This window comes from Sphingomonas sp. GW821-FHT10C01 (genome assembly GCF_059415525.1).
The window spans coordinates 1,710,788-1,728,156 of record NZ_JBWKNK010000001.1 but is presented as its reverse complement, the minus strand read 5'-3'; the positions used below and the strand labels follow the sequence as shown (position 1 = coordinate 1,728,156).

The following is a 17,369-nucleotide window of genomic DNA, read 5'->3' as shown; positions in this document are numbered from 1 at the left end:
GTCACCTCTTCCCCGAATTATGAACATGCGCCGGACCCGCGACGCGCACGTCGCGCGGCACCAGCCCGTGACGTGAAAGGAGCGCCGCGATTTCATCGGCCAGCCGCTGTCGCTCCTCCACACTCAACGCCTGGGCCGTGACCAGAATCCGCATCCCCTGTTCGATGTCGCGAATGGCGACGTGTAGCGAAGACAGCGCACGGACATCGTGGAACCGCGTTCGTGTCGATTGCGCCGGGGCGGCTTCGGTTTCCGGCTCGGATAATGATCCGGCCTGAAATTCCGCGACTGGCACCGCACCATCCGGCACACTCAAGATGGTACTGTCGAAAGTTCGGTGAGGCGTTCTGGCGGATACTGGCACCCGGTTCGCGGACGAGCCGCGTCCGGGCAGGATCCCCAGGAATACCTCCAAATGAGGCTCATTGAACGACGGCGCGCGCGATATGGAATTCGTGGATTCACCTACGCTGAATTCAGGTAGGTCAGAGGCCACCGGATCAGCCGTTGTGGGCAGAGAAACCGCGCTATCCTGCGGCGCAGCGAAGAATCCATTCTGGTTGAAAATCCTGGCCTGGTCAGGAATCGGATGTGCGCTTTCGGGCGGCGGCGACCCATCGGGCATCACCGGCAGCTTTGGCCCGGTGCCCGCCACGCCGGCCAGCAGCGCCTGGAATCTGTCAGATTCCACATCGGCTCTTCGTTCGTCTCGCGGCGGCGGGGCCTTTTCGACGCGGGGAGAGGCCGGAAACTGATCAATCATGCTAGCCGCTCCTGATACGCGATCCGGTCCTCGATCCTCGCAAGCGCCCGTTCATCGCGCTTGCGCCGCAACTTGCGGAGGTACCCGGAAACAACCTCCTCGGTTTGCTGCACATTCGCTCGCGCCACCTGTCGTGCCTCTTCCCGTTCGGCCAAAAGGCGGCAGGCTTCATTCTCCTGATCGACGGCGATCCCCAGGGATGCCGCACAACCGACCAACCGGTCACCCAGTGCACTCGCCAGATCGGGGCCCAGGTCGGTCGTCTCCATGGCGCCCCGCCAATCTTGCTGCGCTTCGTTCACCGCCGTTTCGCTCTGGGCGCGTCGACGCTCCGCCGCACTTGCCTCGCGCCGCGCTTCCGCCTCGGCTTGCTGAGCCAGCCGATGCTGTGCTTCGCAAAGCATTGCGAGCCGTTGAAGGTTGAGGAAATCGGCGGATCCGGCCACGTTACCTCCCCGCCGTCGCCGCAACGAGGCCGGCGACCGTTGCCGCAAGCTCAGCATGCTCGTTCCGTTCCTGCCGCAGATAGGAAAGCAGCCGGTCACGGCACTCTATGGCCTGATCGACCTCACGGCTCGCGCCGGCCTTGTACATGCCGCTTTCGATCAGGATGCGCGATTCGTCGTAGATTCCGAATGCAGCGACGGCGCTTCGGGCGGCCGCACCATGCTCTCGCGTCATGAACCGGTCGGCAAGCCGGCTAATGCTGCGGCTGACATCAATCGCGGGGAAATGCCCCCGCTCGGCTAGCGTCCGAGACAGAATGATATGGCCGTCGAGCAGCGACTTCATCGTCTCAACGATCGGATCGTCAACATCGTCGGTTTCACTGAGCACGGTCATGATCGCGGTGATCGACCCGCCATCCGCGCGCGCACCACAGCGTTCGACGATACGCGGCAACGCCGCGAATACGCCTGGGGTATAGGCGCGGACGGTTGGCGGCTCCCCCGCCGCGAGACCGATCTCGCGCAGCGCCATGGCGTAACGTGTCGCGGAATCGAGAATGAGCAGGACGTCGCGGCCCTGATCCCGCCAGTCTTCCGCCAGGCAAAGCGCGGTGTCGACAGCACGCGCGCGTAAGCTGGGGCTTTCATCCGATGTCGCCGCCACCAGCGTTACCGGCGCGCCGCGCTGATCGCCGAGCATGCGCCACATGCCCTCGACCTCGCGACCGCGTTCGCCGACAAGGCAGAGGATGCAATGGTCGCACGCCGACTGAGCGGCGATCTGCTCGATCAGACTTGTCTTGCCGACCCCGCTCGCCGCGAAAATGCCGATCCGTTGCCCCGCACCAAGGGTAAGTAGCCCGTCGATAGCGCGAATCCCGGTAGGAAAGAGGCGTGCGGGCGTCGAACGCGCAAGTGGCGGCAACATCGTTCCGCTCGAACGCGCAAAGCGTTCTGGACGGATTGGCCCCTTGCCATCAAGCGGTCGTCCGACCGCGTCGATTGCGCGTCCGGCAAAGGACTCGCCCACGGCCACTCGCTCTCCACCACTACGGACACGGACCCTCGCTTCGAGCTGGACCGAGCTTCCATGTTCAAGCGGAACGAGCGTGATGCCTGTAGTGTCGATCGCCGCAACCTGAGCCAGAATGCTCCATTCGTTGTCCCGCTCCTCGATCTCGCACACGTCTCCCAACGTGCATGCGGGGCCGGTTGCGCGAACGTGGGTCGACGCGATCGCGGCGACACGGCCATGCGGTGCCACGAGTTCAGCATCGCGCAGACGGGTGACGAAGGGATGCTCCATCCGCTATCTCGCCATGTCACGCAGCAACGAAGCCAGCGACTGCCACTGCGTTGCGAGATCGAGATCGGCTTGGCCAAGCGCGCATTCGAGCCGGGCCTGCCCGGTCTTCAGGGTCGGATCGTGTACCACGTCAACGCCGGTGCCGCTCGCCTGCAGTCGTGCGACAAGCTCAGCGAGTGCGGCTTCGTCCCCGAAATCCGCGCCGCTCACACGCGCCCGCAGGACCTTCGCACGCTTGAGTTCTTGAACCTGCCGGGTGATGAACGACGCGCTCATCGCGCTGCGGGAATCGGAGTCGCCCAGCAATCTTTCCAAGGCGGAGTGTGCCAACTCGGCAGCCAACCGGTCGAGGCCATCCAATCTTTGTTCGAACAGACCTATGGCGGTCTTTAGTGCCGCGCCCAGCGCAGTGAGCCGTTCGGCTTCGCGGTCCTGGGCTTGCGCCCGACCTTCCTTCAGCCCCTCCTCCCGCGCGGCTTCGACCGCTAGCGCGGACTCGCGTTTGAAGTCCGTGATCGCGGCGCCCGCTTCAGCCAGCTCTCGCCGCAGCGCGGCACATTCCGCTTCGAGCGGGTGCACGGACGGTTCGGGGGGCGGCCTGACCCCGGCAAAGGCCCGCACCTCATCCGCCTTCGCTGCAGAGAGCAGCCCGGTCACTGTCGAGTCCGATTTCTGAGCAGGCCAGCCGCAGCATCCGCAAGCGACGAACCCCGTGCCGCCGATCGCCTCGGTGCAGGTGCGTCCGTGGTGATCGCCCGCCTCAGCGCGTCACGGGCCATTGGCGTCAACGGCGACTGGTCGCTGTCAATCTGCTCAATCCGTTCCGCCAGTTGTTGCGAAAATCCACTCGGCGAAGGTACGCGATGCCCCGCCCGCAAGGACGCGATCCGCTCACGCTGACGCGGGGACAAACGTTTGAGAATCGCCGCGCGATCGCCCCTTGGCAGCGCATCGAGTTTCTCGATGAGCAAGATGATCGGTTCATCCGTGCTGAGCATCACCCGGCTCCTCGGTGAGCGCGAGCTGGCGTTGCAGCTTTGCGGCAAAGGCTTCATGTTCGGCACCGGACATCTGGGTCCGGCGACGCAGCACAAGCAGGATGGCGATGGCGATGGCGCCTGCCAGAAGCGGGATCCACAGCCAGCTTGAGATGGAAGCCGATGCGGGTGGCGCGCCAGCGTCCTGGATCACGGGCCCGAATTCGGCGGAGGGTACGGCGCGAGGCGGCAGGGGCGGCGTTGCCATCGCCACAGGCGTCGTCAACGGCCCGGTCTCGAACTCGATGCTATCACCCCGGCCGGCGTCCGCCTTGATCGACTGCGTAATCGCATCGCGGATAGCGGCCTGCTCTTCGGCGACGATAGCGGTCGGGGTAATGATCAGGATACGCAGCGCGAAACCACGCGGCGCGCCATTGTCGCCGCCCGCAGTCGCAGGAAGGACCGCCGCGGCTCCTTGGGTTTGTACAATGGCGCGAACATTGAACTTGTCCGCGCCCAGAACCGGCTCGATCGCCGAGCGCGCGCGCGCCACATAATAGGCCTGTATGGCCTGCCGTTCGTCGAGCTCGTTCGCGATCTCCGGAGTGGCGGCGGCCGCACTGATGACCCTGCCCTGCCCGTCCAACACCACAACCTTGGTTTCAGGCAGATCGGGAACCGCAGCCGCCACGAGACGCTGGATCCCCATGACACGAGCCGGATCGGGAATTCGCCCCTGCTTCATCGTGACGGTGACCGCAGCCGAAGGCTCGACGCGTTCTCCACGAAACAGGCTTCGTTCGGGCAGGCCGAGATGGACTCGCGCTGTATCGACCCCTTCCATCGCGGTGATCGTACGGACCAATTCACCCTGGAGCGCGCGCTGATAGTTGATCTTCTGGGCGAAGTTGGTGAGGCCCATGTCGGATTTGTTGAAGAGCTCGAATCCGATCTGGCCGCGCGCGGCGGCGTCGGATCCGGCGATCGCGATCCGAGTCGCGTCCACCTCACCGGCGGGAACCCGTATCGTGCCGCCGCCATCCTCAATGCGGTAAGCGGTGCCGCGCTTGTCGAGCTCGGCAACGATCGCCGAAGCGTCCTCCGCCCGCAACCCGCTCGCCAGAACCGCATAATCCGCGCGCAGGAACAGAAAATAGCCGATTCCCAACGCGACGCAGATCGCTGCGAGAACCCCGCCAAAGACCAGATACTGCCTGCGCACCGCCGCTCCTGACATGGCGTCGCTCAAAGCTGCATGTTCATGAGTTCGCGGTAGCCTTCGACCAGCCGCGTACGGACCTGCATCGCGAGCTCAACGGAGAGCCGGGCCTGCTCAAGCGCGATCGTGACCTGATGAACCGGGATCGAGTCATCGACCGCGAACCGCCGCACCAGCTGCTCCGCGGTTTCGAGCTTGCCGTCGACGGTCCGAAGTCCCGACATCAGCATCTCGCCAAAGCCTGGCCCGGTCGGCCGAGCGGATGGGAGCGCGAAGCCTGGAAGGCCTTCCATACCCGGCACGGACATACCTAGCGCAGCCACAGGGTCGATCGCGCTCATGCCTTGTTCCCCAGATCGAGTGCGCGCGTGTACATTTGCTGCGCGATCGAGAATGCCGTGAGATTGGCTTCATACGCCCGTGCGGTCTTGATCATCAGCGTCATCTCCCCGGCATGATCGATCGCGGGATACGTTACGAAGCCATCGGCATCGGCGTGCGGATGATCGGGTTCGTGCACCCGCCGTCCTGCCGTCCCGGTCGCGGCGGTCCCTTGAACCTCCACGCCCTTGGGGCCGCCCTGCACGATGGCGGAGAAGCTTGCCTGCGGCCCTGAGAGCAGCCGCTGGGGCCGGTATGCGCCACCGGTCGCAATGCGCGTCGTATTTATATTGGCCAGATTCTCTGCAATCACCTGCAGCCGCTGCCATTCAACATCCAGCCCGGTCCGGCTTATCTCCATCGCGTCCATGGCTTATCTCCCGCCCGAAACAACGGCGCGGTGAAGCGCCATCTGACGGCCCAGGAAGTCGATCAGCGCGCCGTAGCGCATGCTGGTCTGTGCCGCGGTCGCGATCTCGAGATCGAGCCGCAGCTCGTCGGCGATCGCCGGTCGCGGTGCGAGATGCGTCCGAGGCTCGACCGATGCGATCGCATCGACGCCCTGCGTGGCCGCCGCTCGCAAACTCGCCTCGAAGCTGACGGCAAGCGGCCGGTAGCCCGGCGTACCGGCATTGGCGATATTCTCCGCCGTCACCTTCTGACGGGCATGCAGACCATCAAGCGCCTTGGCGATCAGAACGGGTGTGACTGAATCCATGGGAACCTACTGCACAATGATGTCGGCGTGCAGCGCGCCCGCTGCCTTGATCGCCTGAAGGATGGAAATGATGCGCCGGGTATCGACGCGCGCGGCGGTCAACGCCTGAACCAGATCGGCGACGCTGGTGTTCGGGAAACGGAACGCGCGGTCGCCTTCGCCCTGGCTGACCTCGAGTTTTGTATTGGTGACAATCAGGCTGCGGACGTCGCTCGCAAAGCCGGAGATGAAGCTTGGCTGTGACGCAAAGTTTTCCGCGGTTACGGTAACCTTGATGTCGCCCTGTGCGATCGCGACGCTGCTGATCATCACCTCGCTTCCGGCGACGACCGTGCCGGTACGCTCATTGATGACGATACGGCGAGCGCTGTCCGGCTCGACCAGCACATTCTCGATGTTCGCGACGAACGCGGTGAGGTCGTCGGCGCCCCCCGCGTAGCGGATCCGCACTTCATCCGCATTACGGGCGACGGCTGAACCTGAGCCGAGACGACCTGTGATCCGCTCCGCGATGCGCTGCGCGGTCGAAAAACTCGGATTGGCGAGCAGGAATGACAATTCGCCGTTGGTCACGGCAACGGCCGATTGCACCGCCGTCTCGATCGTCGCGCCGCCGGGCAGAACCGCACTGGTCGGGTAATTGCGCTGCTGCTGGTTCAGTTCGCTCTCGAACTTGTACCCGCCTGTCAGCAATGGCCCCTGTGCAAGCGCATAGGGGCGCTGGTCGGGTCCCAGCAGCGGCGTCATGATCAGGGTGCCGCCCGCCAGGCTGCGCGCGTCGCCGATCGACGACACGATCACGTCGATCCGGTCGCCGACGTTCGCGGACGGCGGGAGGACCGCGGTCACCATCACCACCGCGACGTTGCGGCTGCTGATGTCCTCTTCGCTGACCGTGGTGCCAAGGCGGCTCAGAACATTGCGCAGCGCCTGCCGCGTGACCACGCTGCGCCGTGTATCGCCCGACCCGGACAGGCCCGTGACCAAACCATAGCCTACGAGCGCGTTCTCGCGCCAGCCGGCGAACCGGCCGAGATTCTTGAGCGGCACCTGCTGCGCAAGAGCGGGTAACGGGGCGAGCAGGCACAGTGCGGCGATCGCTGAAACCAGATACCGCATCAGCCCAGACCCAGCAGGCTGAACAGCCGGTTGAGCAAGCCGGGCTTCGCGCTGCGCGACAGAAAGCCCTTGCCGTCATAGTCGATCTCGGCATCGGCGATGCGGCTCGACAGGATCGAATTGTCGCTCGAGATATCGGCGGCGCGAATCCGTCCGCGCACGGCGATCAATGTCGTTTCGCCATTCACCCGAATCTGCTGGCGACCGACGATCCGATAGTCGCCATTGGGCAGGACCTGCTCGATCACGACGCTGAGCTGCGCGAGCAGCCGTTCGCTGCGTCGTGCCTCACCGCGACCGGTATAGCCGCCGCCAAAGCTCAGCGCGCCGCCTTCATTGATGCCGCCGGCGCGCAGGCTGGCGCCGGCCTCAGTCGACTTGCGGGTGGCATTCTGGGTCGTATTCGAAGCCTCGGCGACCTGGTGCACGACAACGGTGATCGAATCCCCGACTTGCGTCGCCCGACGATCGGCGGCCATTGCCGCCCAGTTGCTTCCCTGGAACAGATCCTGTCCCGAAGCGCCGGTGGCAAGCATTACGATGGACAGCGCGACACTCATCGGGCTTCGGACTCCCGGTCCGAAACGACCAGCGCGACGGCGAAGACATTGCCGCCATCGTCACGCACGAACACGCGCTGCCCTGACCTGGCGGATTGAAGCATTGTAACCTGCCGCTCGACAATCGCCGGCCCCGACATCGCACGCAATGTCACCCGGGTGCCCTTGGGCAAGACGGGCTGTGCGGATACCGACAGGCGGTCGAGATAGGTGCCCGCGGGCAGTGCCTCGGCGGCTGTTACCGATCCGCTGGCCGGGTCGAAGCGCAATCGTGCCGCCGACCGATCCTCAATGCGGCAAGCTACCCGCTCAAGCAGGCCTGCGGACAGAGGCTCGCCCGCGGCGATATCGCGGATCGCGGCCACGCAGCCCGTCTCCGGCAGCGCGCCGGCCAGCAACGCCAATACCACAGCCGCTGTCGACATCAGCGGCGAAGCCCGTTGATGATGCCCATCAGCTGGTCCGCCGCCTGAACCACTTGCGCGCTCGCCGCATAGGCGCGCTGAACCATGATCAGCTGAACCATCTCATCCGTCAGCTCGACATTCGAGCGCTCGAGCGCGCCTTGGACGAGAAGACCCGCGCCATCATCACCAGGCTCGGCGTCGGTCCTGAGACGCGCTTCGTCGACGCGGTACAGACCGCCATCCAGCCGGGTCACGCCACTGACGTCCTCGAGGCGAACCAGCCGGATCTGGCCGATCTCCACCGGCTCGGCCTCGCCACCGACGCTGGCCCGTACCGTGCCATCCTTGCCGATCGAAAGCTCGGTCGCATCGCGGGGCATCGAGATCGCGGCTTTGAGGGCGATGCCGCTCTCTGTCGCGAGCATGCCGTCTTCAAGGATCTTGAGCCCGCCACCACGCCACAGCAACGTCTGCCCCGCCGGTCCCATCAGCTCGATGAACCCCGCGCCCTCGATCGCCAGATCCATCGGCCTGCCGGTACGCTGCACGTCGCCCTGCTCGTCCAAGGCGAGCCGCGGATCCATGGTCACGCCGGCGAACGCCGGTTGCTCAATGCGCGCTTCAGCCAACGCGGCCGCGTCGAGACGATTTGAAACGACGTCGGCATAGCGGAGCTGTGCCCGCTTGAATCCTTGCGTGTTGACGTTCGCGATGTTGTTGGCGAGCACTTCCAATGCGCGTTGCTGGGTGCGCATCGCGACTGCGCCGACCTCGAATGCCTCGCCCATCAGCCGCGCTGCCCGAGCGTCGTGAAGGCACGACCCATGAGCTCGTCATAGACCTGAACAAGGCGCGCGCCGGATTCCGCCTGGCGCGTCGCCGTCATCAAACTGAGCATTTCGTCTCCTAGCGACACATTGGCTCCTTCGAGCATTCCCTGCCGAATACTTGCCGTTGAGGCCTCGCTCATCGTCATGTCGGAGGCCGCGAAGATGCTGCCGCTAATCGGTGTAAGTTGAGCGGTCTCCCCAGGAACCATCAGCGCGATCCGGCCAACCGGCTGCCCACCGTCGACAACCGTCCCGTCAGCCAGCACGTCCACAAGATCGCTGCGCACGACAAGATCACCGCCTCCTGCCTGCTGCAGGAAATGACCCGCCGCGGCCTGAAGACGGCCGTCCTCCGTGCGCTGGAAATGCCCCTGGCGCGTGTAATGGATCTGGCCGCTCTCTGACGCAATCGCGAAGAACCCGTCCCCTTGGATCGCGAGGTCGAACTTGTTGCCGGTCGAACGCAACGGGCCTGGTGCGAAATTGGTCCGCACATCAGCGCCAGCAAGGCGGGCGACCGCCGCGTCCTCGGTGGACAGGCTACGGAAAGCGACACGCGCCTTGTAGCCCGGCGTAGACATGTTGCCGATATTGTCCGACGCAATGCGCGCGCGCTGCCCCGACCCTGTAAGGATCGCTAACGCTGATTCGACCAGTCCCGACATCCCACCCCCGGATATTGTCCCATAATGGGACACACTTAATCCTGCCGCGTCAACGGGGACGATCCGACAAAGAGCGATTATTTACGACATCGCTAATAAAATTAAATTATTACAGATAATTAGTTCAAATCCCTGAACCGTTTGAGCACTGAGTCGCACACGATGCCGTGGGTCGCTATTTATGACCTTAAACCTGTCAAGCGATTCGTCCGGCTTACCGCGCGCGCCGCCCTTCTCGACCAGCCATCCATGAACGGCGGAATGCGGCAATCATGGGCGAACGCGTCGCCGGCCAGCAAGATTGAAGGCCGCTGTCCGCGAGAGAAAGTCAAAGCACGCAAGCGCCTCGATGCGCCGCGTCCTATCCAGCATATCGAGCACCCCGGAATGGAGCGCTTCGCTGAAAAGGTTATCGATTGGACTCGTGGCGCTTAGCTTCCGCGCGGACTTGAATGAAGATCCGTGGACAGTCAGACAACAGGCATGAGATCAAAAGTTCGCCTTGCAGCGCTGACTGTCGGCATGTCGCTTGCCACCCCGCTCCCAGCCGCTGAACAGCAGTTCGATCCCAATGGCGTGGATATTGCGGATGCTATTGAGTGCCGCCTCGATGCGCCCGTCTATAACGGCTTTGCCCTGGCCCTTAATGGAGAAGAAAAGATCGCGGACCGGCGCCGCTGGATTCGGATAGACACCAAGAACTCGTTTATGAATGAATATGAGTTGCCTGCCCCGATCACGGTGGCCGGGCATTACAGCACGCGGCGCATCGCCTTCACCTCCAATGGCGTCCTCGCCATCCTCGATCTAGCCGATCCCACCGCAATCGCGCGGGAGCAGGGCATCGAAAACGCACTCGATCCGGAGCCGCTCATCGACGCCATGATCGCGTCGGGCAAGGCGACGGGCGAAGAAATCGATGCGATGAAATTCCGCAAATTCCTGGGCGAGAAAGTGACGGTCAATCGCACCGAGCAACCGGCAGCCGGCGAGACTTTCGGGATGCATACGGTGATCGCCCGCAACATATCGAATGCTACAACACATCCGGACAAGACATTCTATGGCTGCACCTACCGGATCGAGTTGATCGATAAGAACGGTAAACCGCTCTAGCCGCAGCGACTGCACATTTTGATATTTCACATAATTTGCTAGAATGAGGCCGGCTGTGGAAAAGGCGGCAGCGAGGCGCTGCGCCCGTACGATCGCATCGCCTGCGGGGGCGCGCGGGGACAAGCCGGGCCGTACCTGTTCAGGTGAAATCAGTTCGCTAGATGCCGGGTGACCTCCCGCACTACGGCAGGGACCCCGCCCTGCTCGACATATTGCGACAGCAGCAAGCCAAACGGCTTTCGCCAAGTCGCAGCGTGAGGGTCACCCCTACGTCATGGTGGTGCCAGAAAAGTGGCGGCCCATACCGCTAACAGAAGCGCTAAGTGGGCCCAGCTTTACAAGGTGGCTTAAACGGCTGCGGAGAGACCGACCATTGGGCCATCTGCGCAACAACTGCCTTGGCGACCGCATTGCGGACGCTCATGCGTCTACCGGACACTCCAGATGTAGGTCAATCTCGCCCGCCAAATCCGCAGAATGAAGCCGATCTGCCGTATCCGATGCGAGGCTCAAGAGTCGCCATCGATACCGCAGCAGCCACTTCTTTTCAGGGCCGAGCGTTGCGATCACTTCCCTACGAACAGCGAGCCGCCCATTCCCATGGACGGACGGGCACGTGCGAGACGGTTAGTAACCACCCTCACCGATCAGGACGAAAGGCGCCCAAGCGGAGGGATGTGCGAGGGTGTCGTCATCAAGATCCAACCGCAACTCGCGGATAGCCGCGCGCAGCGCGCTCGCCAAACTCCCGCGTGAACGACCGTGCAGCGCGATCATGCGATTGACGAGTCTTGGAGCAACATCATCGCGGACCGGCCAGTGCGATGCCAGCACACTACGAGCTCCGGCAAACAGGAAACCCTGGGCAATGCTGTCGAGGCCCTCGGTGGTCCGATCGCCATCGGCTGCCGAGTTGCAGGCCGAGAGGATGACCAGACGCGCCGCCAGATCGAGCTTGGCTATCTCGCTGATCGTAAGCAAGCCGTCATCGATCGCGTCTGGCACGGTGGGTGGAGTCAGGACTAGTCCGGACGGTACGCCGGGACCAAGCTGGCCAGCCAGTACGCCGTGCGTCGCGAACGCAACGATCCTTACCGCGCGCAGATTGAGCGCAGCCAACTCACGCTCAGTAGCCCGCCTGCCGGTATAGAGGGCACTGGGCGGCGCACCGAGCCATTCCGCAATGCTCCTGAGCTCAGCGTTCGAGCCACCCAGACGGGACAGGCCCAAGAGCGCGCCGGGATTGACCAGCATGCCCTCGGCAAAACGCGCCGGCTCATCCTCGGGTGTGGACGCAAGTCGCTTGCCACGCGCCACCGGAGCACCGTTCAGCGCCGGATCACCAAACCCTACGAACCCGCTGGCGGCAGATGGTGTGTCGCCAAGGGCACGCACCAATGACAGCGACTGCAAAGACGGCACATAGGCAATGGCAAAGGCGTCCGCCAGCCACGCGGTGCTCCGCAACGCTCCGGGGTCTCCATCGTCCCCTTCCGGTGCCTTGGTCACGAGCACGCCGAGCGGCACTTTTGCGAACGCGTCGTCAGCAACGATGGTGAGACGCTCTGCTCCAGCAAGACGGCCCGCGAGCGGCTCGAGAAATTCGACATAGAGATGATGGGCGAGCTTGCGATCGAATACCGCAAGGCCAAGCTGCTCGCCTTCTTCTCGCGATGGGGTAAGCTGCTGGCGTAACTTGTCGAGGCTCGCGACCACATCCGAAGCAGTGAGCTTCGAGCGATGCCAATCAAGGCCATGGCGGGTGATCGCCAGCACATGTGTGCCATTGACGGTTGGAACGATGATCACGATCGCTTCGTCGTCGCCGCGCAAGGCACTGGCCCGCTCGATCGACATGGGCGACGGACGCACCATATCGAAGAACGCCGGAAAGGCTTCGCGCAACTGCTTGTCGATCTGAGCGACCTCACTCGTCAATGCCTGTTCGCGCCCCACCATTGCCTCGAGCTTCGAGGAGCCGACAGACCCATCGGCTGCGAGGCGGGCGCGCTCTTGCTCCATCGCACGCCAGTTGGCGGCAAGTTGGCCGCGCCGAGCGATAAGTTTTCCCAGAGCGGGCGAGCGCGCGCTAGCGATCTCGCGCGCGGCCATACGAATGATACCTTCGCTCGAACGCCCAAGTAGCGCGTCCTGAAGGCTTTCGAATGCCTCGGGCGACAAGGTTGTGCCGGTCTGACCGCGCTGAGCTTCCCAGGCAGCATCGGCAAACAGCTCGAAACTCTCGCGCCGCGAAGCCCTTAGCGCCGGCAGATCATCGCTGATATTGGGCTCAAATCCGAGATTAGCGAACTCGGCGCGGGTGATATCGCGCAGGGCCCTCGCAACCGGCAGCGCGTCGTGTATGCGCTCGGGCATCTTGAGCCGGGTCGCGACGAGGTTCGCGCGCGCGTTCTGGGCGAAATGGCTGTCGCGTCCGCGACGAGTCTCGCCAAAGGCAAGCGACTGCTCGAACAATGCTTCGGCGTCACGATAACGGCCGGACCGCAGATATCCGATACCGAGATGGTCGAGGCGGAAATAATATTCCCAGTTCGTCTCGCCGGTCAGTTTGCGCTGATCGTCGAGATTCTGCCTGAATATCGCAAGTGCCTCGTCATATCGCTCTACGTCGAGCAGGATGAGTCCATAGACGCTTTTGGTGTTGATCGTGTCCTGATTTGAGGAACTGGCATTGCGCCTATCGGCGGGGAGCACGGCTTCGATTGCTGCCAGTGCCTCGAGCGGGCGGCCGATCATCGCCAGGCGCCGCGCTTCACGCACCTGACTGCCCATACTCTGCACCATGCCGCCGATCGCAACCTCGCGTTCGGTGAGCAACCGTCGAGCCGCCACCGCTTCATCGCCGCGGCCCAGACTCCCGAGCGTCGAGACATAGAAACCCTGCACCATCAGGGTCCGCCTTTCATAGGGCCCAAGATTGGCCTCGCGATGACGGAAGGCGTCGTGAAACAACGGCAGCGCTTCGGCGTTCCGCGCCGCCGAAGCATAACCGCGCCCGAGCTGCTCGTCGGCGTCAGCGATGTAGACATGCTTTGGCGGCAGGTACTTGCGGTAGGCGGCACGCGCACTTTGGGCATGGGCGATCGCCTTGCCGTTCGCGCCCAGCCGCCAGTACAGATGGCTCAGCATGTAGTGGGTTTCGCCGGCACGCAGATTCCCCGCGCCGAAGACCTGATCCTCAACCGCGAGCCGCGCTAGCAGAACTCGCTCCCGCGAACCATCCTCATCCTTGAGCGCGTCTCGGATAATCGCGGTTGTCGATGCGCGATAAGCCTCAAGCTGCGCCGCGGGAATATGCGACTCGGGAAAGTCCCGATCCACCAGCCGCTTGAACGATCGCGCACCGGCCACGGGGATCTGATTGGAATAGGAGATCTGCGCGTTGATCGAGCAGTTGTTGACCGGCCCGAAATTGGCGAGGCACAGGTCCCAGAGGTGGCGGTAGAATAGCAGCCCGTCCTCGCTTTGATCGAGATCAGAGTGAGTATAGGCGAGTAGCGCGATCACACCGATCTTGTAGTGGTGGCCTGGGCCATAGGCGGCGCTGAGCATGCGCATCGCGCGCATGAGCGGCGGCTGCGCGAGCCGCGGTTGCTTCGCCTTATAGGCCGCGATCCCTTCGCGCAGCGCGGCGGTGAGCGCCACCCGCTCGTCGGCATTCAGCTCACGGCACGCAGGCGGCTGCGGGTTGCTCGGGCGCGACATCATGAACCAGAAGGCAGCGATATCGAACTCATCGCTGAGATCGTCCGGATTGCCGAACAGGTCAGCGACCGGAGCAATCGGGTCAAACGACTCCTCGCTCGGCGGCTGGCATTGCGGGTTGCCGGGCTGCGCCGCAGGTGCTTCCTGCGCCGCGGCGGACATGCTCCCCGGCAAGGCCGCAATCAGGAACGGCGCCGCCACCCCCAAGGACCGCAAGCGTACAACGCTTCTCGCAAGTCGTCGCAAGACCATGATCGCCCCCCGCACGAAATCTAACGACAAACCTTGGGGTTGGAAGCCGAATTAGAACGATTCTGGTGGCAGCCGCTTGACTAGCCGGCACCCGTGGCCCGACAGGTTTTCCGGGGAGGAAGGCGCGCTTGCCGGGGATCTATCGCCGCCGCTGGTTCAGGAAGGGCGTGGCCCAGGGCCTCGCCGGGATCCTGGTCGGCCTCATTCTCACCGCGGTGCTTTCGGCACTTCTGGCCTTCGACATTGGCTGGGTGAAGGCCTTGGAGCGCCGCGGCCACGACCTGACCATGACCACCGCTATCGCCGTCCACGGATCCGCGCTGGAGGCGCTGCCGCCTCAAGTTGCCGCGCGCATCGCCCCGATCACATTCATCGACATCGACGAAGCCGGGTGCGAGCGCTTGTCTCCAGCAGCGCCGGTTTGCCGCACGCAAGGGGTCGGGCATCCCGCCATTCTGGTGCCCCTTGGCGAAGCGTTGGCCAAGAGCGGCGCGCGGCTCATCATTCTCGACATCCTCTGGCCCGCCGTTTCGACGGCAGAAGAAGCGGCAGCGATGCGCGCGGCCTGGGCACAGGCAGACGGGCCCAGGGCATTCGCTGCGCTCCCGGGAATTGCGCAGCACGACGGCAGCTTCAAGGTCGATTGGGATCGGACTCCGGCCTTGCGGGTGGGGCGCTTACAATTTCACCCGACGGCAACCTGGCTCGAGCCGGGCGAGGCGCAAGCACGCGCCTATCCGCGCACGGTGACGCTAGTCGCCGACGAGCGCCTGCCGACCGGCGCCAGGATCGCCTCACTCACGGTCGCCGCGAGCACCGAACTTGGCAGCGCAAGCTCAAGCGAGGGCCAGCAGGCGATCTTGTTCACCTTGCCGGCATTGTCGGTGAGCTCGGGCGACACGATGGCCAATGCCACGATCGGCAATTGGGAGCGTCGCGCGCTCAGCCAGATGATGCAGCCGGCGCAAGGCGCTTCACCCCAGATCGCCGTCGGCGGTTTGGCAGGGCAAATCATCATCGTCGGGTCGAGCACGCCGGCAGCGCAGGATATGCGCCAAACGCCGCTCGGCCCGATGACCGGCGCCGAGATCATTGCCAACGCCCTGCGCTCGAGCCAGCTGCTCCCGCAACTCACGCCGCCCACCGGTGCATCGGCATTTCTGGCGAAGGCCGGCGCGACCCTTCCCGCCATGGCGGTCAGTATCGTCGTCGCCTTTGCGATGAGCAGGATCGCGTCATGGCGCCCGCGCCGGCGCGGCAAACGCGCGCTGCGGACACTAGCGCTGATCGGGGTGTTCTGCGCGGGAATCGCCCTCTCCCTGTTTCTCAGCGTGTGGACAGCCCTGTCCGACTATCTGTTCTCTGCCCGCGCTGGCCTCCAGACCGACCTGCTGCTCCCATGCCTCTGTATCTACGCAGAGGGCTTCATTTCGGCTATGAAATGGGTGATCGGCCGCGCCGAAACGCTTGTTCTGCGCGGCTATGACTGGATACTGAAGGAGCGCGGTCAATCCTGATGTCGAAAGTCCGCACCACAGTCCTGGCGATCGCCCTTATTGCCAGTGGGCCATCGGCTATGGCGCAGCGCCCGGCCGATCAACCGGAACTACGGGTACTGCAGGCGCTAGCGCGGATCGAGGCGATTTCACGAAGTAAACCCAATGAGGTCCTGCTCGTTCGCAAGAATGGCTCGCGGCGCCCGGCCGCGCTCTACGACTATATCTATGCGGGCGATGCGATCGAGTTGGGCGGACAACAGAGCCGCGTGGGCGTACGGCATCGCAAGGGAGCCGGTATCACCACCTATCGTGGGGAGGACCGCAACCGGATCGCCTTTGGCGAGGATAGCGGGCGCGACGTCGGCACGCGGCTGCGGCGCCTTGCCGCCCGGCTTTCCTATTGGCTCAGCAAGGCGCAGCCAGTTGCCAATGTCCATGTCGGGCGCGATCCTGAAGCGATCGGCACGATCGGGACACCGCTCCGGCCGGCGCTGGGCAAGCTCCAATATGTCTCCGCCGCTCGCGGATCGGCCACCCTGGTGTGGAAAGGAAATGCGGCCAGTCTTGAACTAGCTTCACCGACCGACGAGCGGACGACGCGGATCGTCTACGGTAAACGCGCTACCCTGGTTGAGCTTGGCCGGTTAGGCCGCAATCTCACTGCCACGCTGCGCGACGACCAACGCGAGGTTCGCATGAAGCTGATCCAAACGGACAAGGGCCCGCCGCTACCACCCAATCTAGAACCCGCCGGCGCGGATGCCGACACGCGTCAGCTCACTGGGGCGCTGTGGCTGGCGCTGGAGGGACCCGAAGCCTGGCAGCTGGAGGGGGCTTCGCGCCTCGCCGAACTTGCGAAACGCGACCTTGCGGCTCGCAGCCTGTGGGAAGCTTATCTAGATCGTGCCACGCAATAGGTCCTCGCGAGCCAACTGCGAACCGCCATCTTGTCGCTTGGCGCAAGGGAGACTGCTTGCCGGACATAGCAATGCACTTTGTTTGGATGCGCGCCGATGAAATCCGCTGCCTGTCGCAAGTTCAGAAACCCGGCTGTATCGGTCATGGCGACAATCGGTTCGTCTCTCCCTGACGGCCAGAAATGGATGGGACCTAGGTCGCGTTGCAAACTGGGAACAGCGTTCCCGTCGTTTTGCGCGCAGTTACATATATGACTTCCAACTCCTCTTCTGGAGGGAACCGATCGCCAGGCGGAATTCATTGATCGTTGGTCGCTTACCCGCCATAGTGGCAAACTGCCAATGAGACGCCACTGCGTAGCCATGCTCATCAGTCAGCTTCAGGGTCCGATTGTCTGCGCCCAGCCGTTAGACGCCCTGTCGATGCGCTCCGACTGAACCGGCAACGCGGGGTTGATGGCC

Annotated in this window: 19 protein-coding genes; 4 read left to right on the top strand and 15 right to left on the bottom strand. The window is 63.8% G+C overall.

The genetic code is table 11. The features are described 5' to 3' along the window. Nucleotide 1: 1 nt before the first annotated feature. Genes AC07M1_RS08375 through AC07M1_RS08310 form a run of 14 tightly spaced genes read right to left on the bottom strand, consistent with a single transcriptional unit; the run spans nt 2 to nt 9,397 of the window. Nucleotides 2-763, bottom strand: a complete 762-nt coding sequence (locus tag AC07M1_RS08375; protein ID WP_495162086.1) for a hypothetical protein — start codon at nt 761-763, stop codon at nt 2-4. Beyond that, nucleotides 760-1,209: a hypothetical protein gene (locus AC07M1_RS08370; protein WP_495162085.1), complete on the bottom strand. Its 450-nt coding sequence runs from the start codon at nt 1,207-1,209 to the stop codon at nt 760-762. The genes AC07M1_RS08375 and AC07M1_RS08370 overlap by 4 nt, the downstream gene beginning before the upstream one ends. A 1-nt stretch (nt 1,210) precedes the next feature. After that, nucleotides 1,211-2,518: a FliI/YscN family ATPase gene (locus AC07M1_RS08365; RefSeq protein WP_495162084.1), complete on the bottom strand. Its 1,308-nt coding sequence runs from the start codon at nt 2,516-2,518 to the stop codon at nt 1,211-1,213. 3 nt (nt 2,519-2,521) lie between these two features. Next, nucleotides 2,522-3,175 (bottom strand): FliH/SctL family protein, encoded by a 654-nt coding sequence (locus AC07M1_RS08360; protein WP_495162083.1) that lies wholly within the window; start codon nt 3,173-3,175, stop codon nt 2,522-2,524. Further along, entirely contained in the window at nt 3,172-3,516 is a 345-nt protein-coding gene (locus tag AC07M1_RS08355) for a hypothetical protein (protein ID WP_495162082.1), read from the bottom strand. The genes AC07M1_RS08360 and AC07M1_RS08355 overlap by 4 nt, the downstream gene beginning before the upstream one ends. After that, the gene (gene fliF, locus AC07M1_RS08350; RefSeq protein WP_495162081.1) at nt 3,500-4,720 is read right to left on the bottom strand and encodes a flagellar basal-body MS-ring/collar protein FliF; all 1,221 of its coding nucleotides are present in this window, start codon (nt 4,718-4,720) and stop codon (nt 3,500-3,502) included. The genes AC07M1_RS08355 and fliF overlap by 17 nt, the downstream gene beginning before the upstream one ends. A 23-nt stretch (nt 4,721-4,743) precedes the next feature. Then, nucleotides 4,744-5,058 (bottom strand): flagellar hook-basal body complex protein FliE, encoded by a 315-nt coding sequence (gene fliE / locus AC07M1_RS08345; protein WP_495162080.1) that lies wholly within the window; start codon nt 5,056-5,058, stop codon nt 4,744-4,746. Beyond that, nucleotides 5,055-5,468 (bottom strand): flagellar basal body rod protein FlgC, encoded by a 414-nt coding sequence (gene flgC / locus AC07M1_RS08340; protein WP_495162079.1) that lies wholly within the window; start codon nt 5,466-5,468, stop codon nt 5,055-5,057. Before flgC ends, fliE begins: the two co-directional genes overlap by 4 nt. A gap of 3 nt (nt 5,469-5,471) precedes the next feature. Further along, entirely contained in the window at nt 5,472-5,816 is a 345-nt protein-coding gene (locus AC07M1_RS08335; RefSeq protein ID WP_495162078.1) for a flagellar basal body rod protein FlgB, read from the bottom strand. Between the two features lie 6 nt (nt 5,817-5,822). After that, the gene (locus AC07M1_RS08330; protein WP_495162077.1) at nt 5,823-6,935 is read right to left on the bottom strand and encodes a flagellar basal body P-ring protein FlgI; all 1,113 of its coding nucleotides are present in this window, start codon (nt 6,933-6,935) and stop codon (nt 5,823-5,825) included. Continuing rightward, entirely contained in the window at nt 6,935-7,495 is a 561-nt protein-coding gene (locus tag AC07M1_RS08325; RefSeq protein WP_495162076.1) for a flagellar basal body L-ring protein FlgH, read from the bottom strand. The genes AC07M1_RS08330 and AC07M1_RS08325 overlap by 1 nt, the downstream gene beginning before the upstream one ends. After that, entirely contained in the window at nt 7,492-7,920 is a 429-nt protein-coding gene (locus tag AC07M1_RS08320) for a hypothetical protein (protein WP_495162075.1), read from the bottom strand. The genes AC07M1_RS08325 and AC07M1_RS08320 overlap by 4 nt, the downstream gene beginning before the upstream one ends. Further along, nucleotides 7,920-8,690, bottom strand: coding sequence for a flagellar hook basal-body protein (locus AC07M1_RS08315; RefSeq protein WP_495162074.1), 771 nt, complete (start codon nt 8,688-8,690; stop codon nt 7,920-7,922). The genes AC07M1_RS08320 and AC07M1_RS08315 overlap by 1 nt, the downstream gene beginning before the upstream one ends. Beyond that, complete coding sequence (locus AC07M1_RS08310) at nt 8,690-9,397, bottom strand: flagellar hook-basal body protein (RefSeq protein ID WP_495162073.1); 708 nt, start codon at nt 9,395-9,397, stop codon at nt 8,690-8,692. Before AC07M1_RS08310 ends, AC07M1_RS08315 begins: the two co-directional genes overlap by 1 nt. 162 nt (nt 9,398-9,559) lie before the next feature. On the opposite strand from AC07M1_RS08310, the gene AC07M1_RS08305 reads away from it, so the two are divergent. Both AC07M1_RS08305 and AC07M1_RS08300 read left to right on the top strand, forming a co-directional pair. After that, nucleotides 9,560-9,832, top strand: coding sequence for a hypothetical protein (locus AC07M1_RS08305; RefSeq protein ID WP_495162072.1), 273 nt, complete (start codon nt 9,560-9,562; stop codon nt 9,830-9,832). A gap of 27 nt (nt 9,833-9,859) precedes the next feature. Next, the gene (locus tag AC07M1_RS08300) at nt 9,860-10,513 is read left to right on the top strand and encodes a hypothetical protein (RefSeq protein ID WP_495162071.1); all 654 of its coding nucleotides are present in this window, start codon (nt 9,860-9,862) and stop codon (nt 10,511-10,513) included. Nucleotides 10,514-11,140: 627 nt separating this feature from the next. On the opposite strand, the gene AC07M1_RS08295 is transcribed toward AC07M1_RS08300, so the two are convergent. Continuing rightward, nucleotides 11,141-14,401 (bottom strand): CHAT domain-containing protein, encoded by a 3,261-nt coding sequence (locus tag AC07M1_RS08295; protein WP_495162070.1) that lies wholly within the window; start codon nt 14,399-14,401, stop codon nt 11,141-11,143. Between the two features lie 218 nt (nt 14,402-14,619). Between AC07M1_RS08295 and AC07M1_RS08290 the strand changes: the two genes are divergently transcribed. Together AC07M1_RS08290 and AC07M1_RS08285 are read left to right on the top strand one after the other, a co-directional pair. After that, on the top strand, nt 14,620-16,008 hold the full coding sequence (locus AC07M1_RS08290) for a CHASE2 domain-containing protein (protein ID WP_495162069.1): 1,389 nt from the start codon (nt 14,620-14,622) through the stop codon (nt 16,006-16,008). Beyond that, nucleotides 16,008-16,907 (top strand): hypothetical protein, encoded by a 900-nt coding sequence (locus AC07M1_RS08285; RefSeq protein ID WP_495162068.1) that lies wholly within the window; start codon nt 16,008-16,010, stop codon nt 16,905-16,907. The genes AC07M1_RS08290 and AC07M1_RS08285 overlap by 1 nt, the downstream gene beginning before the upstream one ends. The last annotated feature ends 462 nt before the right edge of the window (nt 16,908-17,369 follow it).